Here is a 20,796-nt window from a genome sequence, read left to right on the forward strand (position 1 = left end):
CCGCAACCGCCCCTGAAGGAGAACCACCATGACCAGCAACGCCCTCGCCACACTCGCCGCCCCGATCGTTCGCCCTCGCCGCGTCGCCGTCGCCGGGATCGGCTACCTCGCCGCCTGGGTGATCGGCCTGTCAGTCTGGCCGACCAACCCCGCCGTCACCGCGACCGGCCCCGAGGTGCTGGCCGGACTGGCCGGGCACACCGGAGCGGCGATCACCCAGTACGTCGCCACCCAGGGCATCGCCGGGCTCGCCCTGGCGGTGGTGGTGGCCGGCCGACTGCGCCGGCCCGCACGGCTCACCGGCTACGCCGCAGTCGCGGTCTCCCTGGTGCAGTGCGCACTCGGCGTGCAGCTGGCCGCGTACCTCGCCCCCGCGCACCAAGTCGCCGCCGCTCACAGCGCGTTCGCCCTACTCAATCGCCTCGACGGCGTGAAGATGCTGCTGCTGGCGGCGACCGCACTCCTCGCCTCCGCGCCCGCCGTCCGGTCCCGGTCGGCCAACTGGATCAACTGGACGGGCCTGGCCCTGGCCGCGGCCATCACGGTCTCCGGCATCGGCTACCTCCTGCTCAGCACGGCACTCGCTCCGGCGGCGTACGTCTCCGGCGTGCTGCTCCTGCTCTGGGTGACGGCCACCGCCGTCACCTCGCGCCGGGTGTGACCGGGCCGGCCTCAGAGGCGCGGAGCACGGCTTCCACTCCGACTACACCCGACCACCTGGTGACCTCGGTCAACCCGCTTTCACCCGTCGCATCCTGACCTGCGGGGACGCGGCCGAAGGGACGGAAGGAGCGGGTCAGATCGGCTCAACCGCGATGCGGCGTTGGCACAGCCGTCGCAGGTCATCGACATCGCTGGTCACGACGGTCACGTCGCCGTGTTCCAGGTGGGCGGTGGCGGCGAGCATCGCATCGATGGCGTGCTTGTGGCCGTGAAGGCCCTCGGCTACGAGCAGCTTGCTCGCGGCACGTGCGATCTCCTCGGTGACGGGCCGTACCTTGGCCAGGGAGACCGCGTGATCGAACGCCGCCTGCGGCACCTTCGGGTCACGCGCCTCCACCAGTGTGGCCGCGCTCGTCACCACCAGAAGATCCAGCGTGCGGGCGACGTCCAGCCACGTGGTCATGTCGCGATGCCGCCGGGAGAGCTTCGAGAGAGCCTCGCTGTCGAGAACAAGGGTGCCGCTCACGCGGCGTCCGCCGGGGCGGAGTCTCCGCGGTGAGCGACGTGGTGCGCGCGAATGCGCTCGGCCTTGGCCGCCACATCGGCCGGATCCACCGGTCCGTGCTCGGCTTCGGCAGCCTCGATGAATTCGTCGATTGCTTCGCGCTGGAGCTGTCGTTGCACGGCCTCCTCGATGTATGAGGAGATGCCCTGTTTGCCGGCGCGTGCGCGGATCGCTTCCAGGGTCTCGGCTCGCAGGGAGACGCTGGTGACTCGGGTCTTGCCAGGACGAGGTGTATCCATGAAAAAAACTGTAGTACATGATGTGTGAGGCTGCTGGCGATCAGCCCTGAAGCGCTCAACCGTGCCTCCCGGCCCCTGATGCACGTAGGGTCGCGAATATGCGTCTGAGCACAGTGATCCTTCCCATCCACCGGTGGAGCGAGGGGCAGAAGATCTGGCGGCAGGCCGAGGACCTCGGCTTCCACTCCGCCTACACCTACGACCACCTGTCGTGGCGGTCGTTCCGGGACGAGCCGTGGTTCGGGGCGGTGCCGACGCTGACGGCGGCTGCTGCGGCGACCGAGCGGATCAGGCTCGGCACGCTCGTGACCTCGCCGAACTTCCGGCATCCGGTGACGCTGGCGAAGGAGCTGGTGTCGGTCGACGACGTGTCGGGTGGGCGGCTGACGGTGGGGGTCGGGGCCGGCGGGGTCGGGTTCGACGCGACGGCGATGGGGCAGGAGGCCTGGTCGCCGAAGGAGCGGGCGGACCGGTTCGCGGAGTTCGTGCCGCTGCTCGACAAGCTGCTGACGCAGGACTCGACGACCGAGGAGGGCACGTTCTACTCGGCGGTCGAGGCGCGGAACATCCCCGGGTGCGTGCAGCAGCCCCGGGTGCCGTTCTACGTCGCCGCGACCGGCCCGCGCGGGCTACGGCTGGCGGCCGAGTACGGGCAGGGCTGGGTCACGTACGGCGACCCGAAGGGCCCGGCGGAGGTGCCGGTCGAGCAGGCGCCCGCCGTGATCGCGGCGCAGCTGGCCAAGCTGACGGCCGTCTGCGAGGCGCGGGGCCGGGATGCGGGCGAGCTGGAGAAGGTGCTGCTGCAGGGCTCGACGGCGGAGCGGCCGCTGGAGTCGCTGGACGCGTTCGTGGACTGGGCGGGGACGTACCGGGAGCTGGGCATCACCGAGCTGGTGATCCACTGGCCGGTGCCCGGCTCGATCTTCGAGAACGACCTCGCGGTCTTCGAGCGGATCGCCACCGAGGGCCTGGCTCAGCTGGGTTGAGTGCGGCGGATAGTCTGTCGGACCGTCAGCGGTAGGTGGTTCTCGGTCAGGGGGAGCAGCGGATGTCGGCTCGGCGGTCGGTCGCGGTGGCGGGTGTGGTGACGGGCCTGGTGGCGGGCGCGCTGGGGCTGGCCGGGTGCCGGCCGGGCGGCGGGGCGGGGGCGGCGGCGCCTCCGCCGGTCGCGGTCACCACGCAGGCTGCGGGCAGCACCGCGCCGCCCGTCCAGGCCGTGCCGGACGCGCCCAGCTCCCGCACGCCCACACCCAAGACGCAGCCCTCGGACGACGCCCCCGGGATGGACTGCAGCACGCCCGCCCTCGCCCCCGGCCACCACGTCGTGGTGCCGAGGGCGCGGCCGACGCAGGGGGTCATGTTCGCCCGCGTCGGCGAGTACGTCTGCGATCCGAACGACGGCCACTACCGGGCGGGCGGTGCGGAGCAGACGTACCAGTTCGCGCCCGAGGTGAAGGCGGAGCTGGCCGGCGAGGGCGGGGCGCCGCAGAGTGCTCTGGTCGGTGATCTCTGGACGCACATCGGCGACTGCCTGAGCGGCGGGGCGGACGTGCAGGCGCCGCTGAGCTGCTCGGCGTACCCCGCGTACGAGATCACCCAGAACTCGGCGGGCCGGATCACCGCCATCCGGGAGTTGTGGCACTCCTGACCCTCCGGGTACCTGGAGGGGGTATCGTCGACCACCGGAACGACGACGACGACGGTGGAGGCTGGGCGTGACGAGGACGGCGAAGGGTGGCGGGCCGACGGCCCGGCTGCTCCTGCTGCTGTTCGGCGTCCTCACCGGGCTGTTCCTGATGCACGGCAGCCCGGCGGCCGCCGCGACCGGCTGTCACCGGACGGCGGTCGACCCCGGGGCCATGGCCCCGGCCGGGCACGCGATGCCCATGGCCGACCACGGGGACGGCCCGCAGGCCGCCCCAGCCCCCGGCCCCGGCCCCGGCCCCGGCGGGCACAGTCATGCCGGGGAGACCTGCCTCGCCACCCCCGGCCGCGACGGGCTGCCGCTCACCACCCCCGGCCCGTCGCCGTACGCCGCCGCAGCGGCCCCGCCGCACTGCCCCGAGCCGCCCGCCGGTACGGCCGACGGCTCCCGCGCGCCGCCCTCCGGCGGGCGCGCCGTACTGCTCCAGGTGTGCGTCTCACGGACGTGACAGGCCGCACCCGGGCTCCGCGAGGAGACCCCGGGCGCCGCGTCCTGCCCACTCCCGCACACCCTGAGGGACCTCTCATGCGCTCACCGATCCGCTACGCCCTGACCACCACCGCGCTCGCGCTGGCCCTGACCGCCTGCGGCTCGTCCGGATCCGCAGGCTCCGCAGGCTCGATGAGCGGCGACATGCCCGGCATGTCCCACGGCGCGACCGCCACCACCATGGCGGGTGCCGGTGACGGCCTGGCCGCCGAGCAGGGCGGCTACCGACTGGAGCCGCTGAGCGGCGAGCTGCCCGCCGGCGCGGCGGCCGACTTCCGGTTCCGGATCGCCGCGCCGGACGGCAAGCCGCTGACGGCCTTCGAGACCGAACAGACCAAGCAGCTGCACTTCTACGCCGTCCGCAGCGACCTCTCCGGGTTCCAGCACCTGCACCCGACCACCACCGGGGACGGCACCTGGACGGCCGCGCTCGCCGCGCTCCAGCCGGGCAGCTGGCGGCTGTACACGCAGTTCACCCCGGCGAGCGGGCCGGGCAGGGGCACCACGATGGTGCTCAGCCGGGCCGTCACCGTGCCGGGGCAGGCGGCGGCCGTGCCGCTGCCCGCCGCGAGCGGCTCCACCACCGCCGACGGCTACACCGTCACGGTCGAGGGCAGCCCGAAGGCGGGGCAGGCGGGCGAGCTGAAGGTCGGCTTCGCCAAGGACGGCAAGCCCGTCACCGACCTGGAGCCCTACCTCGACACGTACGCGCACCTGACCGCCTTCCACGCCGGCGACCAGGCCTTCGCCCACCTGCACCCCGGGACCCCGGTGAACGGGACCACCGGCGGCGGCCCGACCCTGCCCTTCCACGCCGAGCTGTCCCAGCCGGGTGACTGGCGGCTCTTCCTGCAGTTCCGGACGGGCGGCGTCCTGCACACCGCCGCCCTGACCCTCAAGGTCGGCTGAGCACCGGGACAGGTGGCGATCAGGCGGCGTGAGCGAAGATGGACGGGTGACCATCACCCCTCGCCGCACCCGCCTGATCGCCACCGACCTCGACGGCACGCTGCTGTGCGACGGCGGTACCGTCTCGGCCCGGACCGCCGCCGCGCTCGCGGCGGCGGAGGCCGCGGGCATCCAGGTGGTGTTCGTGACGGGCCGGCCGCCGCGCTGGATGAAGCAGGTCAGCCCGCACATCGGCGGGCACGGCGTCGCGATCTGCTCCAACGGCGGGGCGGTCGTCGACGTCCGCCGGGGTGAGCTGCTGGAGAGCTTCCCGCTCGGGGCTGCGGACACGCTCGCGCTGGTCCAGGCGCTGCGGGCCGAACTCCCGGGCGTGGCCTTCGCGTTCGAGCACCCGCGCGGGTGGGCCCGGGAGCCGGGGTACGAGCTGCGGATGTGGGGGGACGACGTGCAGCACGATGTCGCCCCGGCGGAGGAGCTGCTCGCCGACGGGCGGGTGGCGGGCCTGTTCAAGCTGCTCGCCAAGCACCCCACCCTCGAACCGGACACCTTCCTCGCCGCCGCCCGCCGGGCCGCCGGGCACCTCGCCGAGATCACCCGCTCGGCACCGGTCGCCATGGTCGAGATAAGCGCACGCGGCGTCACCAAAGCCAGCACGCTTGCCAGTTGGTGCGCCGAGCAGGGCATCGACCGCACCGAGGTGGTCGCCTTCGGCGACATGCCCAACGACCTGGAGATGCTCGCCTGGGCCGGCACCTCGTACGCCGTCGCCAACGCCCACCCGGATGTCCTCGCCGCCGTCGCCCAGCACACCTTCAGCAACGACCAGGACGGCGTCGCGGCCGTCCTGGAGCAGCTGATCGAGCAGCGCTGAGCAGAACAGCACTGAGCAGAGCAGCACTGCTCAGAGCCGCGCCGACCACCGCACCCGCGTCCCCTTGCCGTACGGGCCAGGCTCGTGCCAGGCGTCGCCGCCGAGGGTCTCGGCGCGGCGGGTGAGGTTGCGCAGGCCGCTGCGGCGGCCGCCGTCGGGGATGCCGACGCCGTCGTCGGTGACGGTGAGCAGCACGCCGGGCCGGCCCGCCCGGTCGAGGGATTCGGGGTCGCCGGGGACGGGGCGGCCCTGTGCGTCGAGGTGGACGGTCGCGTCGACCTCGACGCCGACCCGGGAGGCTCGGGCGTGGCGGGCCGTGTTGGAGAGCATCTCCCGCAGGGCGGCCAGGAGTTGGCGGCCGGTCTTCTCGCCGACCAGGCTTTCCACCGGACCGGTGAAGGTCACCGACGGCTTGAAGCCGAGGGCGGCGGCGGCCTGGCTGCCCTCGCGCAGGACCCGGGTCCGCAGGGTGTCGGGCTCGTTGCCGGTGTCGTCGTGCTGGAGGGCGTAGATGGTGGTGCGGACCTCCTGGATGGTGGCGTCCAGCTCGTCCACGGCCTTGCCGATCCCGGTCTGCACGTCGGGGACGATCGCGCGCCGGGCGGCGGTCTCCAGCATCATGCCGGTCGCGAACAGCCGCTGGATGACCAGGTCGTGGAGGTCACGGGCGATCCGGTCGCGGTCCTGGAAGACGGCGAGGCGCTGCTGGTCGCGCTGGCCCTCGGCCAGCCGCAGGGCGAGGGCGGACTGCGAGGCGAAGGTCTCGGCGAGCTGCTTCTCCGCCTCCATGAACGGCGCGGCGCCCCGGCTGCGCCAGACGCAGAGCCCGCCGAGCACCCGCCCGGCGGCGACCATCGGCACCGCCATCGAGGGGCCGAAGCTGCGGGCCAGCCGCAGCACCACCGTCGGGTCGCTGGACATGTCGTCCAGGTAGACGCTGTTCCCGGCGAGCAGGTCGGCCGCGAAGCTGGTCGGCGGCATCAGCTCGCCGTTGACGAACTCGGCGGCCTCGCCGGAGGCGTGGGCGACCCGCATCTGCCCGTCGCCGGTCGGCAGCAGGATCATGCCGAGGGCGGCGCCCGCCAGCTCGCGGACCTGCTCGGCGGCGATGGTCAGGGCGACCTGGGCCTCGTCGGTGGAGAGCAGCGCGGTGGTGACGGCCGAGGCTCCGGCGATCCAGCGTTCGCGGCGCAGGCCCTCCTCGTAGAGGCGGGCGTTCTCGATGGCGACTCCGGCCGCCGCCGCGAGGGCGTGCACGACCTGGGCGTCCTCGGGGGTGAAGGCACTGCCGCCGCGCTTCTCGGTGAGGTAGAGATTGCCGAAGACCTCGTCGCGGACGCGGATGGGCTCGCCGAGGAAGGAGCGCATCGGCGGGTGGTGCGGGGGGAAGCCGGTCGAGCGCGGGTCGGCGGCGAGGTCGTCGAGGCGCAGTTGCTCGGGGCGGTCGATGAGTGCGCCGAGGATGCCGCGCCCGGCGGGGAGTTCGCCGATCGCGGCGGCGGTGGCGTCGTCCACCCCGATGTGGATGAAGTCGGAGAGCCCGTCGGCGTGCGGGGAGATGACGCCGAGGGCCGCGTACTTGGCGTCGACCAGCTCGGCGGCGGCGTTGGCGATCCGCTGGAGGGTCGCGTGCAGGTCGAGCCCGGCGCCGACGGAGACGACGGCCTCGAGCAGCCGCTGCATCCGGTCGGTGACGGCGGCGGCGGACTGCAGGCGTTCGGAGACCTCGGTGACCAGGGTGTCCAGGCCGAGGGAGGCGATCTCGGGCACGCGGTGGGGAGGTTGGTCCTGGGGAGTCTCCATGGGCTGAGCGTAGTTTGTCCCGGTTTAGAGCACGGAGCAGGTGTCGGTGAGCAGCGTGTCGGCGCGCTGTTCGCGCTCGCGCATCGCGCTCAGCCGGCTGTCGGGGTCGGCGGCGAGCTCGGACCAGCGGCCGCGTTCGACCACCCGGCCGCCGTCGAGCACCAGCACCTCGTCGACGGTGCTGTCGTCCAGGCCGGCGAGCCGGTGGGTGATCAGCAGGGTGGTGCGGCCGGTGGTGGCGGCGAGCAGGTCGGCGGTGAGGGCGTCGGCGGTGGGCAGGTCGAGGTGTTCGGCGGGCTCGTCGAGGACGAGCACGGGGAAGTCGGCGAGCAGGGCGCGGGCCAGCGCGAGGCGTTGGCGCTGACCGCCGGAGAGCCGGGCGCCATGTTCGCCGACCATGGTGTCGAGGCCCTCGGGGAGGGTGTCGGCCCAGTCGAGCAGCCGGGCCCGGCCGAGCGCGGCGCGCAGCGCCGGGTCGTCGGCCCCGGGCCGGGCGAGCCGGAGGTTCTCGCGCAGTGAGCTGTCGAAGACGTGGGCGTCCTGGGCGCACAGGCCGATCACCTGGCGCACTTCGTCGGACGGGACGGAACGGCTGTCCACAGGCTGTGGAGAACCGAACGTGACGCTCCCCGCGCGCTGCTCCAGGAAGCGCAGCAGTACGTGGGCGAGCGTGGTCTTGCCGGAGCCGGAGGGCCCGACGACGGCCACCCGGCGGCCTGGGGTGAGGTCGAGGTCGACGCCGTGCAGCGCATCCGCCGCCCGGCCGGGCCAACGGGCCGTCAGGCCGCGTACGGTCACCGGCAGGGCAGCGACGGGGAGGGCCACCGGGTCGGTGGGCTCGGCGACGGGCGGCTCGGCCTCCAGCACCTCGGCGAGCCGGGCTCGGGCGGCCCGGCTGCGCTCGCGGTACTGGACGGCGGTGGGCATCCCGGCGACGGCCTCGAAGGCGGCCAGCGGCAGCAGCACGACCAGGGCCAGGCAGACGCCCGGCAGGGTGCCGGCCCCAACGCCGCGTACGCCGGCCCAGGCCGTGCCGGTGACGGTGAGCCCGGTGACGAGGGCGACCAGCCCGGCGGAGAGCCCGGCGGTGGCGGCGGAGCGGGCGGCGAGCGCGGTGAGGCGGCCGTCGGCGTGGCGGGCGGCCGCGAGCCGGGCGGGCAGCGCCCCGGCGACGGCCAGCTCGGCGGTGCCGGTGAGGGTGTCGACCACGGAGACCGCCAGCTCGCCCCGGGCGGGGGCCTGCCGGCGCTCGGCCCGGCCGGAGATCCGGACCGCCAGCGCGGGCACGGCCGCCCCGGCGAGCAGCAGCCCGAGCGCGAGCAGCGCCCCGGCGAGCGGGAGGAAGGCGGCCAGCGCGGCGGCGGAGGCGAGCGAGACGACCAGGGCGACGGCGGCGGGCAGCCGCCAGCGCAGGTGGTGGTCCTGCACCGAGTCGACGTCGGCGACCAGCCGGGAGAGCAGGTCGCCCCGGCGGAAGACGGGCAGGGCGGCGGGGGCGAGCTGCTCCAGCCTGCGGTGGACGGCGGTGCGGACGCCGCCGAGGGCGCGCAGCACGGTGTCGTGCGAGACCAGCCGCTCGGCGTAGCGGAAGACGCTGCGGCCGATGCCGAAGGCGCGCACCGAGGTGACGGCCATCATCAGGTAGAGCACCGGCGGCATCTCGGACGCGTACGAGATCAGCCAGCCGGAGGTGGCCATCAGCGCGACGGCGCAGCCGAGCGCGAGCGAGCCGAGCAGGACGGGCAGCGCGAGGCGCGGCTCGGCCGGGAGGTCCACCACCGGCGGCTCAGCGAGCGCCGGACGGCCGAGACCCTCGTAGGCCGGGAGCGCGGAGGCGACCGGTAGCGCGGGCCCGGGGAGGTGGTGCCGGTGGTCGGCGGCGGCGAGCAGGGCCGGGCGGTGGGCGACGAGCAGGACGGTGCGGCCGGCCAGCGCGCGGACGGCCTCGACGACGGTGGCCTCGCTGGCGCCGTCCAGGTTGGCGGTGGGTTCGTCGAGTAGGACGAGCGGGCGGTCGGTGAGCAGGGCGCGGGCCAGTGCGAGGCGTTGGCGCTGCCCGGCGGAGAGGCCGCTGCCGCCTTCGCCGAGGCGGGTGGTGAGCTCGGCGAAGTCGGTGGCGTGGGCGGCCGCGAGGGCGGCGCGGACTTCGTCGTCGCTCGCCTCGGGGCGGGCGAGGCGGACGTTCTCGGCGACCGTCCCGGCGAACAGGTGGGGGTGCTGCGGCACCCAGGCGATCTGCCGCCGCCAACTCTCGGGGTCGAGTTCGGCGAGATGGTGGGTAGCGCCGTCCGCGTGGATGAGCACCCGGCCGGAAGCCGGGGTCGCGAAGCCGAGCAGGGCACTCAGCAGCGTCGACTTGCCCGCGCCGCTGGGGCCGGTGAGGGCGGTGGTGGTGCCGGGGGTGATCGTCAGGGTGGCGCCGTCGAGGGCGGGGTGGGCCCGGCCGGGGTGGGTGACGGTGAGGGAGTCGATCTCGACGGTGGCGCGGGTGAGGTCGGGGGCCGCTACCCGCCCGGCCGGGGGCAGCGGGGTCTCCAGCACCTCGAAGATCTGCTCGGCGGCGCTGAGGCCCTCGACGCTGGAGTGGTAGAGAGCGCCGACCTGGCGGAGCGGGAGGTACACCTCGGGGGCGAGCACCAGGACGAGCAGCCCGGTCTCCAGCGAGAGGCTGCCGTCGACCAGCCGGAAGCCGATCGAGACGGCGACCAGCGCGACGGAGAGGGTGGCGAGCAGCTCCAGCGCGAAGGAGGAGACGAAGGCGATCCGCAGGGTGCGCAGGGTGGCCCGGCGGTAGTCGTCGGTGATCCGGGCGATGGTGCGGGCCTGGGCCTTGGCCCGGTTGAAGACCTTGAGGGTGGGCAGCCCGGCGACGACGTCGAGGAAGTGGTGCGAGAGCCGGGCCAGGGTGCGCCACTGACGGTCCATCCGGGCCTGGGTGGCGAGGCCGATCAACACCATGAAGAGCGGGATGAGCGGCAGCGTGCCGGCGATGATCGCGGCGGCTTCCCAGTCGGCCCCGGCGATCCGGGCGAGCAGCACGGCCGGGACGACGACGGCGAGCGCGAGCTGCGGGAGGTAGCGGGCGAAGTAGTCGTCGAGGGCGTCGACGCCCCGGGTGGCGAGGGTGGTCAGCTCGCCGGTGCGGCGCCCGCTCAGGTAGGCCGGGCCGAGCGCGGTGGCCCGCTCCAGCAGTTGCCGCCGCAGGTCGGACTTGACCCGGGCGACGGAGCGGTGCGCCGTCAGCTCGGTGAGCCAGGCGACGAGGGCCCGGCCGAGCGCGGTGGCGGCCAGCAGGAGCAGCGGGCCGGTCAGGTCGTACGCCTGCTGCTGGAAGGCCCGGACGACGAGCTCGGCGATCAGGCTCGCCTGCGCGACGACCAGGGCCGCGCCCGCCCCGCCGAGCAGCACGGACGCGGCGAGGAAGGCACGGGTGGCTCCGGCGTAGCGCAGCAGCCGGGGGTCGACGGGCCGCATCAGTGGTCAGCAGGGACGGCCGGGATGTGCTGGACGCCGATCCGGCGGCGGAACACCCAGTACGTCCAGCCCTGGTAGAGCAGCACGAGCGGGGTGAAGACCGCTGCGACGACGGTCATCAGCTTGAGCGTGTACGGGGAGGAGGCGGCGTTGGCGGCCGTCAGCGACCAGTCGGGGTTGAGGGTCGAGGGCATCACGTCGGGGAAGAGCGAGAGGAAGAGCATCGCCACGGCGGCCACGATCGTCAGCCCGGAGAAGGTGAACGCCCAGCCCTCCCTGCCGAGTTGGTTGGCCACCAGGGCGGCGACCAGGGCCAGCACGGCGATCACCATGGCGGCCAGGCTCCAGCCGTCGCCCTGGTGGGCCTGCGTCCAGCTCAGGAAGACCAGCGCCAACACTGCTGTGACGAGGCCGAGTTGGAGCGCGACGGCGCGGGCCCGCAGCCGGATGTCACCGGCGGTCTTGAGCGAGGCGAAGACGGCGCCGTGGAAGGTGAAGAGGCTGAGGGTGACGAGCCCGCCGAGGATGGCGTACGGGTTCAGCAGGTCCCAGAAGCTGCCGACGTAGTTCTTGTCCTTGTCGATGTCGACGCCGTGCACGATGTTGGCGAAGGCGACGCCCCAGAGGAAGGCCGGCAGCAGCGAGGTCCAGAAGATCGCCTGCTCCCAGTTCCGCTGCCAGCGTTCGCCGTTACGCTTCGCGCGGTACTCGAAGGCGACGCCGCGCACGATCAGACAGACCAGGATGATCAGCAGCGGCAGGTAGAAGCCGCTGAACAGCGTCGCGTACCAGTCGGGGAAGGCGGCGAAGGTCGCGCCACCGGCGGTGAGCAGCCAGACCTCGTTGCCGTCCCAGACCGGGCCGATGGTGTTGATCAGGACGCGGCGCTCGGCGCGGTCACGGGCGAGCAGCTTGGTGAGTACGCCGATGCCGAAGTCGAAGCCCTCGAGGAAGAAGTAGCCGATCCAGAGGACGGCGATCAGGACGAACCAGACGTCGTGGAGTTGCATGCTCTCTGTCCTCAGTAGGCGAAGGCGAGTGGCTTGTCGGCGTCCTCGTCGGAGGACGGCCCGCGCAGGGTCGGGTCCTTCGCCGGGGGCTGCTCGGAGGTGACGGGCCCGGCGTTCGCGTACTTGGCCAGCAGCCTCACCTCGATCACGGCGAGGACGGCGTAGAGCGCGGTGAAGGTGCTGAGCGCGATCAGCTGGGTGGTGACGCTGACGTTCGGCGAGACGGCGTGGGCGGTCGTCATCAGGCCGAAGACGGCCCAGGGCTGACGGCCCATCTCGGTGAAGACCCAGCCGAAGCTGTTGGCGATCAGCGGGAATCCCATGGTCAGGATGCCGATCCGCCAGCTCCACCGGGTGAAGAAGATGCTCATCTCGCGGTTCTTGGTGAGCATCAGCTTCGGCACCTCCCCCTCGCCGACCCGGTGTTCGGGGGCCAGCCAGAACTTCCGCCTGGTCGTCCAGAGCCCGATCAGCGCGGCGACGAAGGAGGTCATCCCGAAGCCGATCATGAGGCGGAAGCCCCAGTACGTGACGAAGATGTTCGGGATGTAGTCGGTCGGCTGCCCGCCGAACTTCGCGGCCTCGGCGGCGGCGGTGTCGTTGATGCCGGGGACGGGCGAGCTGAAGTCGCTCTTGGCGAGGAAGGACAGTATCCCGGGGATCTCCAACTCCACCGAGTTGTGGCCCTCATTGACGTTGCCGACGGCGAAGATCGAGAACGGCGCCGGGCTCTGGGTGTCCCAGAGCGCCTCGGCGGCGGCCATCTTCATCGGCTGCTGCTCGAACATCACCTTGGCGAGGCTGTCGCCGCTGATCGCGGTGCCGAGCCCGGCGACGACGGCGATGACCAGGCCGACGCGCAGCGAGGTGAGCATCGAGGCGGTCTTCTTCGGGTCGTCGGTGCCGTTCTTCTTCCCCCGCCAGAGGTGCAGCGAGGAGATGCCGACCATGAAGGCGGCGCCGGTGAGGAAGGCGGCGGTCAGGGTGTGGAAGACGACGACCAGGGTGGTGTTCTGGAAGAGCACCGCGCCGATGTCGGTGAGCTGCGCCTTCCCCGTCGCGGGGTCGACGTGGTACCCGACGGGGTGCTGCATCCAGGAGTTGGCGGCCAGGATGAAGTACGCCGAGAGCACGGTGCCGAGGGCGACCATCCAGATGCAGGCGCAGTGGATCTTCTTCGGCAGCTTGTCCCAGCCGAAGATCCACAGGCCGATGAAGGTCGACTCGAAGAAGAAGGCGATCAGCGCCTCCATCGCGAGCGGCGCTCCGAAGACGTCGCCGACGAAGCGCGAGTAGTCCGACCAGTTCATCCCGAACTGGAACTCCTGGACGATGCCGGTGACGACGCCCATCGCGATGTTGATCAGGAAGAGCTTGCCCCAGAACTTGGTGGCGTGGAAGTACTTCTCCTTGCCCGTCCGCACCCAGGCCGTCTCCAGCCCGGCCACGATCGCGGCCAGACTGATCGTCAACGGTACGAAGAGGAAGTGGTAGACGGTGGTGATCCCGAACTGCCATCGCGCGATCGTCTCGTGAGCGACTGCTAGCTCCACTGCGCCCTCTCTCCGCTCATCTCACCTATGTCGGACAATCAGAATCTTTAGCATGAGACCACCGCAGAACGTCTCAAGCTTGTCCGCTTGTGAACGTGAATACATTCACAAGGGCAGTAAACACCATGCCCCCGGAGCCTCGAACACCGGGGGCAGAATGTCTCGAACGATGAGACAGAAGTGCAGGTCAGAGCTGGTTCAGCCGGGGTTCAGCCGATCGCCCGACGGGCCGTCGGGATAAGGACGCGGAACGCCGCGCCGCTCCCCGGGGCGGTCTCCAGGGTGAGGGTGCCACCGTGCGCCTGGACGAGCGCCGAGGCGATCGCCAGACCCAGCCCGGCGCCGCCGCCCTCCCGGCGGCTGCGCGAGGCGTCGACCCGGTAGAACCGCTCGAAGACCTGGGCGGCCTGGGCCTCGGTGAGGCCCGGCCCCGCGTCGGCGACCTCCAGCAGGCAGCCGCCGGGGGCCGCCCCGACCCCGATCCGGACGGCCGTGCCCGGCGGGGTGTGCTTGACCGCGTTGCCGACCAGGTTGGTGACCACCTGGCGCAGCCGCGACTCGTCCCCGAGCACCGGTGCGGGCTGCGGCGCCCCCGCACCGGCCGGGCCGGTGAGCACCACCGGGCGGCCCGGGTCGAGCGCGGTCAGGTCGTGCAGGGCGTCGGCGGCCAGCGTGCGCAGGTCCATCGGGGCGAGGTCGAGCGGGCGCTCCTCGTCCAGCCGGGCCAGCAGCAGCAGGTCCTCGACCAGGCCGCCCATCCGGACGGCCTCGCTCTCGATCCGGTGCATCGTCCGCTCGACGTCGGTGGGCCCGGCCAGCGCACCCATCCGGTACAGCTCGGCGAAGCCCCGGATGCCCGCGAGCGGCGTACGCAGCTCGTGCGAGGCGTCCGCGACGAACCGCCGCATCCGGGCCTCGGACTCGGCGCGGGCCGCGAAGGCCGCCTCGATCTGGGTGAGCATCTCGTTCAGCGAGCCGGACAGCCGCCCGATCTCGGTGCCCGGCGCCAGCTCTGGCATCCGGTGCGAGAGCCGGCCGGCGGCGATCAGCTCGGCGTCCTGCCCGATCCGGGCCAGCGGCCGCAGCCCGGCCCGGACGGCGAAGAAGCCGAGCGCCGCGATGAGCACCAGCACCGCGCCGCCGATCGCCAGGAAGGCGGCCCGCAGCTTGCCGACGGTGGCCTCGACGTCGTCCAGCGAGACTGCCGCCAGCAGGTACGACGGGGCGGCCGAGTCGGAGCTGAACGCCGACCGGGCCAGCGGCAGCACGACCACCCGCCAGGTGCCGGGGCCGTGCTCGTCCGAGACGTCGAAGCTGGTGTTCTGGCGGGCGGAGAGCAGCTCCGGGGTGAGGTCGTCCAGCTCCGGCGCCGGGTCGCTGTCGGTGATCGGCTGGCGCATCGTCTGCCGGACGCGACCGTCCGAGCCCAGGTACTGCACCACGTACTGGCTGGGCAGGAACTGGCCGGTCCGCTTGACGTTCGGCCCCTGCCCCTGGGCGCGCGAGGCCCCCGGCGGGCGGTGCGCGACCTGCTCGGCGAAGCGCCGCAGCTGCTGGTCGGCCCGCTCCACCAGCTGCCCGCGCACGGTGCCCAGGACGACGCAGTCACTGACCGCCAGGCCGGTGGTGACCAGCACCAGGGCGAGGACGAGCAGCCGGGCCCGCAGCGAGAAGCGGGTGGGCGAGAAGCGGCGCCACATGGTCACGTCTCCGGTCACGTTCCTCTTGGCGTCAGCCCTGCGGCGGCCGGCGCAGCGCGTAGCCGATGCCCCGGACGGTGTGAATCAGCTTCGGCCCGTGGGCGGCGCCGGAGTCGAGCTTGCGGCGCAGGTAGGAGATGTACGACTCGACGATCGAGAGGTCGCCGCCGAAGTCGTACGCCCACACGTGGTCGAGGATCTGCGCCTTCGAGACCACCCGGCCGACGTTGGCCATCAGGTAGTGCAGCAGCTTGAACTCGGTCGGCGAGAGCGCGACGGACTGCCCGGCCCGCGTCACCTCGTGGGCGAGCGGGTCGAGGGTCAGGTCGCCGACCGTGAGCCGGCCGTCCTCGGCCGGGCCGCCCGCCCGGCGGAGGATCGCCCGGATGCGGGCGATCAGCTCCTCCAGACTGAACGGCTTGGTCACGTAGTCGTCCGCCCCGGCCGCCAGGCCCTGCACCTTGTCACCGGTGCCGTCCTTGGCGGTGAGCAGCAGCACCGGCACGTGCTCGGCCGGCTGCGGCCACTGGGCCTGCTCGCGCAGCCGCTCGACGACGGTGAAGCCGTCCAGGTCGGGCAGCATCACGTCGAGCACGACGAGGTCGGGCCGCTCGCTGGCCACGGCCGCGAGCGCTTCCTCCCCGGTCGCCGCGGAGGCGACCCGGAACCCGGAGAACCGCAGCGACGCGGAGAGCAGCTCCCGGATGTTCGGCTCGTCGTCCACGACCAGCAGGAACGCCTCGCCGCTCGCGGGGCTGCCCGCCGCCGCCTGTTGGCCGGTCGACAAAATCCCTTGCACGGCTGCTCCGCCTCCCGGTCGTTCGTTCCCATCCTCGAAGGACGATAGCTCGGGGAGGCTAATCCGGGTTGATGAAGGCTGGATTAGAGGGCTCGCGAGGAGCCCCGCCGTACGCCTGCGATCACGCTGCGCCGACGGCCGCTGCGGCTGCGGCGGCCGTTGCGGCGGCGCCCCTGGCCTTGGCCCGCTTGGCGTAGGTGATCGTCCAGAGCACCAGCAGCCCGGTCACGCCGTAGCTGAGGACCGAGTTCAGCGTCACCATCTGGCCGGTGTCCAGGGTGTACGAGAGGCCGATCCGCGCCACCGCCTCGGCGACGTACGCGAGGCCCCAGCCGATGGTGAGGTTGCGCTGCACGGTGCGGAAGGTGGGGTACTGCCAGAGGTCGTTCCAGCGGGCGGCGCCCTCGACGGTGCCGTCGGTGGCGAACTTGCGGCCGAAGTAGAACATCAGCGGGCGCGGGGCGGCCAGCGTCGCCAGGCAGACCAGGCCGAAGAGGCCGGTGACGGCGGAGTCCTTGATCAGCAGCAGCCGGGCGGAGTGCGGGCCGACCAGCGTCACGACGACGGTGAGGGCGAGGAAGATCAGGCTCAGCACGGCGAACTCGTCGACCCGGCGGCGCCAGGCCAGGTGGATGGCGAGGTCGATCACCGGCCAGACCATCGAGGCCAGCAGAGCGGTGAACTCGCCGTAGCCGTGGTCGGTCAGCTGACCGTACGTCACCACCGGGGCGATCATGTTGCAGCCGACGGTGAGCGCCCAACCGAGCGCGGTGGAGCTGCCCTTGCGGGCCGGAGCAAGATCCGACATGGTGTCCCCCGACAGTGATCTGATTGGTCGGATCGGACAGTAGCGGACGGCCCGTCAGTCGCGCCATGACCGGGCGTACGCGGACAAGTGACCACCCCGGGGGACAAGGGGGGACCGCACCCCCGGGGTGGCCACAGCTCTGGGACGGCTAGCCGCGCGGGGCCCCGCCACCGCCGTTGCCGCCACCGTTTCCGCCGCCACCACCGCCGAACCCGCCGCCGCCGAAGCCACCGGCGGCGCCGCCCTCGGTGAGCTGGGTGGCGTTGTAGCCGCCCGACGCGTCGGGGGTGCCGACCACGACGACGCTCTGGCCGGGCTGGAGGTCGGAGACCTTGCCCTCCTTGTTGAGCTGCACCTTGGTCGCGTCACCGGTGGTCACCTTGACGGTGTTGCCGTTGGCGTCGGTGAGGTAGACGGTGTTCCCGTCGACGGTCTTGACCGTGCCACGGGTGAAGCCGCCCTGGCCACCGCCCTGGCCGTTGCCGCCGGCCCCGCCGCCGCGGCGCTGGCCGTAGCCGCCCTGGGCGTTGGCCCCGCCCTGGCCGCCCTGGCCACGGGTCTGGCCCGAGGCGCGGGTGCTGGTGGCGCTCTTGCCGTTGCCCTGCTCGTACCAGACGCCCCCGGCGAAGGAGACGGTGGCGACGACGGCACCGGCCAGCACCAGCGTCAGCCAGGGCAGCTTTCGACGCGGCGGCGCGGCGAGCTCGGCGGTGATGTCGCGGGCGTCCGGCGCGGCGGCCAGCAGCTCCAGCTGCGGTTCCTTCTCTGCGGGCATGTCTGGGTGCTCCTGGTTCACTCGTGCCGGAGGGCGTCGATCGGGCGCAGCGAGGCGGCCCGGTTGGCGGGGTAGCTGCCGAAGAACAGCCCGATGGCCACCGCGATGGCGAAGGCCCCGAGCACGGACTCCGGGATGACCACCGGCTTGATGCCGACGATGCTGAAGTGCGAGCCGGCGATCCCGGCGATCACCCCGAGCCCCGCACCGATCACCGACAGCAGCGTCGACTCGGTGAGGAACTGCCCGAGGATGACGCCTTTGGGCGCGCCGAGGGCCTTCCGGATGCCGATCTCCCTGGTCCGTTCGGTGACGGTGACCAGCATGATGTTGGTGATGCCGATCCCGCCGACCAGCAGCGAGATCGCCGCCACCGCGCCGAGCAGCACCGTGAAGGTCTTGGTGGTGCTCTCCCTGGCCGTCAGCAGCGAGGCCTGGTTGCTGACCCGGAAGTCGAGCTTGGTCGGGTCGGCGAGCGCATGGGTGCCCATCAGGATGCGGGTGATGTCGCTCTGCGCGTCCGCCGTGGTGTCGGCCGAACTCGCCTGCACCAGGATCTGGTTGACGGAGCCGAAGCCGGTGAAGGCGTTCTGCACGGTCGGCAGCGGCGCGATCACCACGTCGTCCGGGTCGTTGAAGCCGGTGCTGCCCTTGGTCTGCAGCACGCCGACGACGGTGAAGGGGGTGCCACCGATGACGACCTTCTTGCCGACCGGGTCCTCGGTGTCGAAGAGCTGGGTGGCGGTGGTCGAGCCGATCACCGCGACCTTGCGGGAGTTCAGCACGTCGTCGTTGCTGAAGTAGTCGCCCTTCGTGACCTTCTGGTTGGCCGTCTCGAAGTACGCCGGGTAGGTGCCGATGACCGAGCCCGGCGTGTACGAGATGTTGCCGTACAGCGCGGCCGCGGTGGTGGTGACGACCGGGGCGACGGACTTGATCGCGGGTGCGTTCCCGGCCGCGAGCGCCTTGGCGTCCGCGACGGTGAGCTTCTTCGGCACCATCGCCGCACCCGAGCCGCGCGCCGAACTGGAGGATATCGTCAGCGAGTTGGTGCCAAGTGAGGTGATCGAGTTCTTGACCGCCGCCGAGGAGCCGTTGCCGACCGCCAGCAGCAGGATCACCGAGGCGACACCGATCAGCACACCGAGCATGGTGAGCGCCGAGCGCACCTTGTTGGCGGCCAGGCCGCCGACTGCGAAGCGGATCATCTGCCAGAGGATCATGTGCGCACTCCCACACGCCGGGCCAGAGCGGGCGGCGGCCCGCCTACCGGGCCCTGTCGTACGTCGTGGATGATCGCGCCGTCCATCAGGCGGATCACCCGCTTGGCATGCCGGGCGACTTCGTCCTCATGGGTGATCAGGACGACGGTGCGGCCGGTCGCGTTGAGGTTGTCGATGATCGACAGCACCTCCTCGGTCGAGCGGCTGTCCAGGTTCCCGGTCGGTTCGTCCGCCAGCAGCATCGCCGGGGCGGTGACCAACGCCCGTGCCACAGCGACACGTTGCTGCTGGCCACCGGAGAGTTCGTTCGGCTTGTGCCCGGCCCTGCCCGCCAGCCCGACCAGGGTGAGGGCGGCCATCGCCCGCTCCCGCCGCTCGGCGGAGCGGACACCCGCGTAGGCGAGCGGCAGCTCGACCTGGGCAAGTGCGGTGGTGCGCGGCACCAGGTTGAACGACTGGAAGATGAATCCGATCTTCCTGTTGCGGACCAGCGAGAGCTGCCCCTCGTCCAGGTGCCCGACGTCGATGCCGTCCAGCAGGTAGCGGCCGGCCGTCGGTACGTCCAGGCAGCCGAGGATGTTCATCAGCGTCGACTTGCCGGAGCCCGAACTGCCCATCACCGCCACGAAGTCACCCTGCTCGACATCCAGGGTCACGCCCGCCGGGCCACCCGTCACCGGGTCGTCCGGGCCGCGCAGCGCGTGCACCGTCGCGTCCCCGTGGCCGTAGGACTTGGTGACGCTGCGGATCTGGATGACGGGGGGCTGCTGACCCGGCATCAGCCCCGGCCCCCGCCGCCGCCACCGTTACCGCCGCCGCCACCGCCGGTACGGCCGCCGCCGCCACCACCGCCAGTACCGCCGCCGAGGCCGCCGGTCAGACCGGGGAAGTTGCCGCTGGGGAAGCCGTTCCCCGTCCCCGCCGTGGTGGAGGCGAGCTGCACCTTGTCGCCCGCCTGCAGCCCGGAGACGACCTGCACGGTCGAGTCGCCCTCGACACCGACGGTGACGTCCACCCGCTCGGTGGTGCCGTCGTCGTGGACGAGCGTGGCCGTCCGGCTGCTGCCCGTCCCGGCCAGCCCGGCCGTCGGCACCGAGAGGGCGTTGTCCGCCTCACCCGTGACCACCGAGATGGTGGCGCTCAGGCCGGTGCGCAGCTTGCTGGTGTCGCCGGTGATCTGCAGCAGCGCGCCGTACTGCACCGCGCCGGAGGAGCCGCTGCCGCTCGTCGTCGGCAGCGAACTCACCGACAGCACGGTCGCGTTGAGCTTGGTGTCGGACTGCGCGTTGAGCGTGACGGTGGCCGCCTCGCCCTTCTTCAGCTTGAGCGAGTCCAGCTCGGAGAACGCCGCGCTGACCTGCATCCCGGTCGGGTTGGTCAGCACGATGAAACCGCTGAGCGCCGACCCGCTGCTGCTCGACGTGGAGCCGCTCCCGGAGGAGGACTTGGAGCCGCTGCCGGTGCTGCCGGTGCTGGCGCCCGAGGTGCTGCCCACCGTGTCGCCGACCTTGCCGGAGACCGAGGCGACCGTGCCGTCGGCGGACGCGTACAGCGTCGTGCCGGTCAGCGCCGTCTCGGCGTTCGCCAGGGCGGTCTTCGCGGTGCCGACCTGCTGCTGGGCCTGGGCGACCTGGGCGTCGTCCACCTTGGTGGTGGTGACGGTGGTGGTCTGCGGGGTGGGCGTCTGGGTCTGGCCCCTGGTGCCGCCACCGCTGCCGCTGCCACCACTGCCACCGCTCCCGCTGCCGGGGATCTGACTGGTCGTCGTGGTGGTCACCCCGGCCTCGGCCTTGGTGAGGTTGGCGTCGGCCGCCGTGAGCGCGGACTGCGCCGCGTCCACCTGCTGCTGAGCCGCCGTCGGGTCGACGGTGGCCAGCACCTGCCCCTTCTTCACCGCGTCCCCGACCGCGACCTTGACGGCCGTCAGCTTCCCGCCGGTGACGAAGTCCTGCCCGGCGTCGCTGGGCGACGAGAGCGTGCCCGAACCGGACACGGTGGCCAGCACGGTCCCCTTGGTGACCGTGGCACTGCGAATCTGAGTCTTGCCGACAGCCGAACTCGTCCCGCTGTCCAGTGTGGTGTACGCCAGCGCCGCCCCGGCCAGCAGGGCCACGCCGAGCGCGGAGTTGACCAGGACGGCACCACGCCGTCGCGGAAGTACCTTCATGCCGCACAGCCTGACCCGGCGCTCTTGCCAACTCCTGTGCCCC

The 20,796-nt window shown here is 72.5% G+C and carries 19 protein-coding genes; 6 read left to right on the forward strand and 13 right to left on the reverse strand.

From position 1 onward, the window contains the following. Positions 1-28 precede the first annotated feature (28 nt). Positions 29-661: a hypothetical protein gene (locus ACR68M_RS15390; protein ID WP_441251061.1), complete on the forward strand. Its 633-nt coding sequence runs from the start codon at positions 29-31 to the stop codon at positions 659-661. A gap of 135 nt (positions 662-796) precedes the next feature. On the opposite strand, the gene ACR68M_RS15395 is transcribed toward ACR68M_RS15390, so the two are convergent. Together ACR68M_RS15395 and ACR68M_RS15400 are read right to left on the reverse strand one after the other, a co-directional pair. Next, on the reverse strand, positions 797-1,189 hold the full coding sequence (locus tag ACR68M_RS15395) for a type II toxin-antitoxin system VapC family toxin (RefSeq protein ID WP_441251062.1): 393 nt from the start codon (positions 1,187-1,189) through the stop codon (positions 797-799). Then, complete coding sequence (locus tag ACR68M_RS15400) at positions 1,186-1,467, reverse strand: hypothetical protein (protein WP_441251063.1); 282 nt, start codon at positions 1,465-1,467, stop codon at positions 1,186-1,188. The genes ACR68M_RS15395 and ACR68M_RS15400 overlap by 4 nt, the downstream gene beginning before the upstream one ends. A 98-nt stretch (positions 1,468-1,565) precedes the next feature. Between ACR68M_RS15400 and ACR68M_RS15405 the strand changes: the two genes are divergently transcribed. The 5 genes from ACR68M_RS15405 (at position 1,566) to ACR68M_RS15425 (ending at position 5,441) form a co-directional block, all read left to right on the forward strand. Further along, entirely contained in the window at positions 1,566-2,453 is an 888-nt protein-coding gene (locus ACR68M_RS15405) for an LLM class flavin-dependent oxidoreductase (protein ID WP_441251064.1), read from the forward strand. 62 nt (positions 2,454-2,515) lie between these two features. Next, positions 2,516-3,115 carry a hypothetical protein gene (locus ACR68M_RS15410; protein WP_441251065.1) on the forward strand — a complete coding sequence of 200 codons (600 nt, stop codon included), beginning with the start codon at positions 2,516-2,518 and terminating at the stop codon, positions 3,113-3,115. A 67-nt stretch (positions 3,116-3,182) separates the two neighbouring features. Beyond that, positions 3,183-3,620: a DUF6153 family protein gene (locus ACR68M_RS15415; protein WP_441251066.1), complete on the forward strand. Its 438-nt coding sequence runs from the start codon at positions 3,183-3,185 to the stop codon at positions 3,618-3,620. Positions 3,621-3,697: 77 nt separating this feature from the next. After that, positions 3,698-4,570 carry a hypothetical protein gene (locus ACR68M_RS15420; RefSeq protein ID WP_441251067.1) on the forward strand — a complete coding sequence of 291 codons (873 nt, stop codon included), beginning with the start codon at positions 3,698-3,700 and terminating at the stop codon, positions 4,568-4,570. Between the two features lie 46 nt (positions 4,571-4,616). Beyond that, a complete protein-coding gene (locus ACR68M_RS15425) occupies positions 4,617-5,441 on the forward strand; it encodes an HAD family hydrolase (RefSeq protein ID WP_441251068.1) in 825 nt (274 codons plus the stop codon). Positions 5,442-5,471: 30 nt separating this feature from the next. On the opposite strand, the gene ACR68M_RS15430 is transcribed toward ACR68M_RS15425, so the two are convergent. The 11 genes from ACR68M_RS15430 to ACR68M_RS15480 form a co-directional block, all read right to left on the reverse strand. Continuing rightward, a complete protein-coding gene (locus ACR68M_RS15430) occupies positions 5,472-7,244 on the reverse strand; it encodes a sensor histidine kinase (RefSeq protein WP_441251069.1) in 1,773 nt (590 codons plus the stop codon). Positions 7,245-7,268: 24 nt separating this feature from the next. Further along, positions 7,269-10,718, reverse strand: coding sequence for a thiol reductant ABC exporter subunit CydD (cydD, locus tag ACR68M_RS15435; RefSeq protein ID WP_441251070.1), 3,450 nt, complete (start codon positions 10,716-10,718; stop codon positions 7,269-7,271). Beyond that, the gene (gene cydB, locus ACR68M_RS15440) at positions 10,718-11,728 is read right to left on the reverse strand and encodes a cytochrome d ubiquinol oxidase subunit II (protein ID WP_441251071.1); all 1,011 of its coding nucleotides are present in this window, start codon (positions 11,726-11,728) and stop codon (positions 10,718-10,720) included. The genes cydD and cydB overlap by 1 nt, the downstream gene beginning before the upstream one ends. Positions 11,729-11,739: 11 nt before the next feature. After that, positions 11,740-13,281 (reverse strand): cytochrome ubiquinol oxidase subunit I, encoded by a 1,542-nt coding sequence (locus ACR68M_RS15445; RefSeq protein WP_441251072.1) that lies wholly within the window; start codon positions 13,279-13,281, stop codon positions 11,740-11,742. 209 nt (positions 13,282-13,490) lie between these two features. Continuing rightward, entirely contained in the window at positions 13,491-14,981 is a 1,491-nt protein-coding gene (locus ACR68M_RS15450) for a sensor histidine kinase (RefSeq protein ID WP_441251620.1), read from the reverse strand. 31 nt (positions 14,982-15,012) lie between these two features. Next, entirely contained in the window at positions 15,013-15,771 is a 759-nt protein-coding gene (locus tag ACR68M_RS15455; protein ID WP_441251621.1) for a response regulator transcription factor, read from the reverse strand. A gap of 130 nt (positions 15,772-15,901) precedes the next feature. Further along, positions 15,902-16,588: a VC0807 family protein gene (locus tag ACR68M_RS15460; protein ID WP_441251073.1), complete on the reverse strand. Its 687-nt coding sequence runs from the start codon at positions 16,586-16,588 to the stop codon at positions 15,902-15,904. Positions 16,589-16,736: 148 nt separating this feature from the next. Then, positions 16,737-17,363: a hypothetical protein gene (locus tag ACR68M_RS15465; RefSeq protein ID WP_441251074.1), complete on the reverse strand. Its 627-nt coding sequence runs from the start codon at positions 17,361-17,363 to the stop codon at positions 16,737-16,739. Between the two features lie 17 nt (positions 17,364-17,380). Then, a complete protein-coding gene (locus ACR68M_RS15470; RefSeq protein WP_441251075.1) occupies positions 17,381-18,571 on the reverse strand; it encodes an ABC transporter permease in 1,191 nt (396 codons plus the stop codon). 11 nt (positions 18,572-18,582) lie between these two features. Continuing rightward, positions 18,583-19,365, reverse strand: a complete 783-nt coding sequence (locus ACR68M_RS15475) for an ABC transporter ATP-binding protein (RefSeq protein ID WP_441251076.1) — start codon at positions 19,363-19,365, stop codon at positions 18,583-18,585. Next, the gene (locus ACR68M_RS15480; protein WP_441251077.1) at positions 19,365-20,753 is read right to left on the reverse strand and encodes an efflux RND transporter periplasmic adaptor subunit; all 1,389 of its coding nucleotides are present in this window, start codon (positions 20,751-20,753) and stop codon (positions 19,365-19,367) included. Before ACR68M_RS15480 ends, ACR68M_RS15475 begins: the two co-directional genes overlap by 1 nt. Positions 20,754-20,796 lie beyond the last annotated feature (43 nt).

The sequence above is a fragment of the Kitasatospora sp. McL0602 genome, from assembly GCF_052076145.1.
Classification (GTDB): Bacteria; Actinomycetota; Actinomycetes; order Streptomycetales; family Streptomycetaceae; genus Kitasatospora.

What these genes read in the sequence shown, in the direction of transcription:
- ACR68M_RS15390 (WP_441251061.1), top strand. Translation starts at nt 29, where the DNA reads ATGACCAGCAACGCCCTCGCCACACTCGCCGCCCCGATCGTTCGCCCT.
- ACR68M_RS15400 (WP_441251063.1), bottom strand. Translation starts at nt 1,467, where the DNA reads ATGGATACACCTCGTCCTGGCAAGACCCGAGTCACCAGCGTCTCCCTG.
- ACR68M_RS15405 (WP_441251064.1), top strand. Translation starts at nt 1,566, where the DNA reads ATGCGTCTGAGCACAGTGATCCTTCCCATCCACCGGTGGAGCGAGGGG.
- ACR68M_RS15410 (WP_441251065.1), top strand. Translation starts at nt 2,516, where the DNA reads ATGTCGGCTCGGCGGTCGGTCGCGGTGGCGGGTGTGGTGACGGGCCTG.
- ACR68M_RS15420 (WP_441251067.1), top strand. Translation starts at nt 3,698, where the DNA reads ATGCGCTCACCGATCCGCTACGCCCTGACCACCACCGCGCTCGCGCTG.
- ACR68M_RS15430 (WP_441251069.1), bottom strand. Translation starts at nt 7,244, where the DNA reads ATGGAGACTCCCCAGGACCAACCTCCCCACCGCGTGCCCGAGATCGCC.
- cydD (WP_441251070.1), bottom strand. Translation starts at nt 10,718, where the DNA reads ATGCGGCCCGTCGACCCCCGGCTGCTGCGCTACGCCGGAGCCACCCGT.
- cydB (WP_441251071.1), bottom strand. Translation starts at nt 11,728, where the DNA reads ATGCAACTCCACGACGTCTGGTTCGTCCTGATCGCCGTCCTCTGGATC.
- ACR68M_RS15450 (WP_441251620.1), bottom strand. Translation starts at nt 14,981, where the DNA reads ATGTGGCGCCGCTTCTCGCCCACCCGCTTCTCGCTGCGGGCCCGGCTG.
- ACR68M_RS15460 (WP_441251073.1), bottom strand. Translation starts at nt 16,588, where the DNA reads ATGTCGGATCTTGCTCCGGCCCGCAAGGGCAGCTCCACCGCGCTCGGT.
- ACR68M_RS15465 (WP_441251074.1), bottom strand. Translation starts at nt 17,363, where the DNA reads ATGCCCGCAGAGAAGGAACCGCAGCTGGAGCTGCTGGCCGCCGCGCCG.
- ACR68M_RS15470 (WP_441251075.1), bottom strand. Translation starts at nt 18,571, where the DNA reads ATGATCCGCTTCGCAGTCGGCGGCCTGGCCGCCAACAAGGTGCGCTCG.
- ACR68M_RS15475 (WP_441251076.1), bottom strand. Translation starts at nt 19,365, where the DNA reads ATGCCGGGTCAGCAGCCCCCCGTCATCCAGATCCGCAGCGTCACCAAG.
- ACR68M_RS15480 (WP_441251077.1), bottom strand. Translation starts at nt 20,753, where the DNA reads ATGAAGGTACTTCCGCGACGGCGTGGTGCCGTCCTGGTCAACTCCGCG.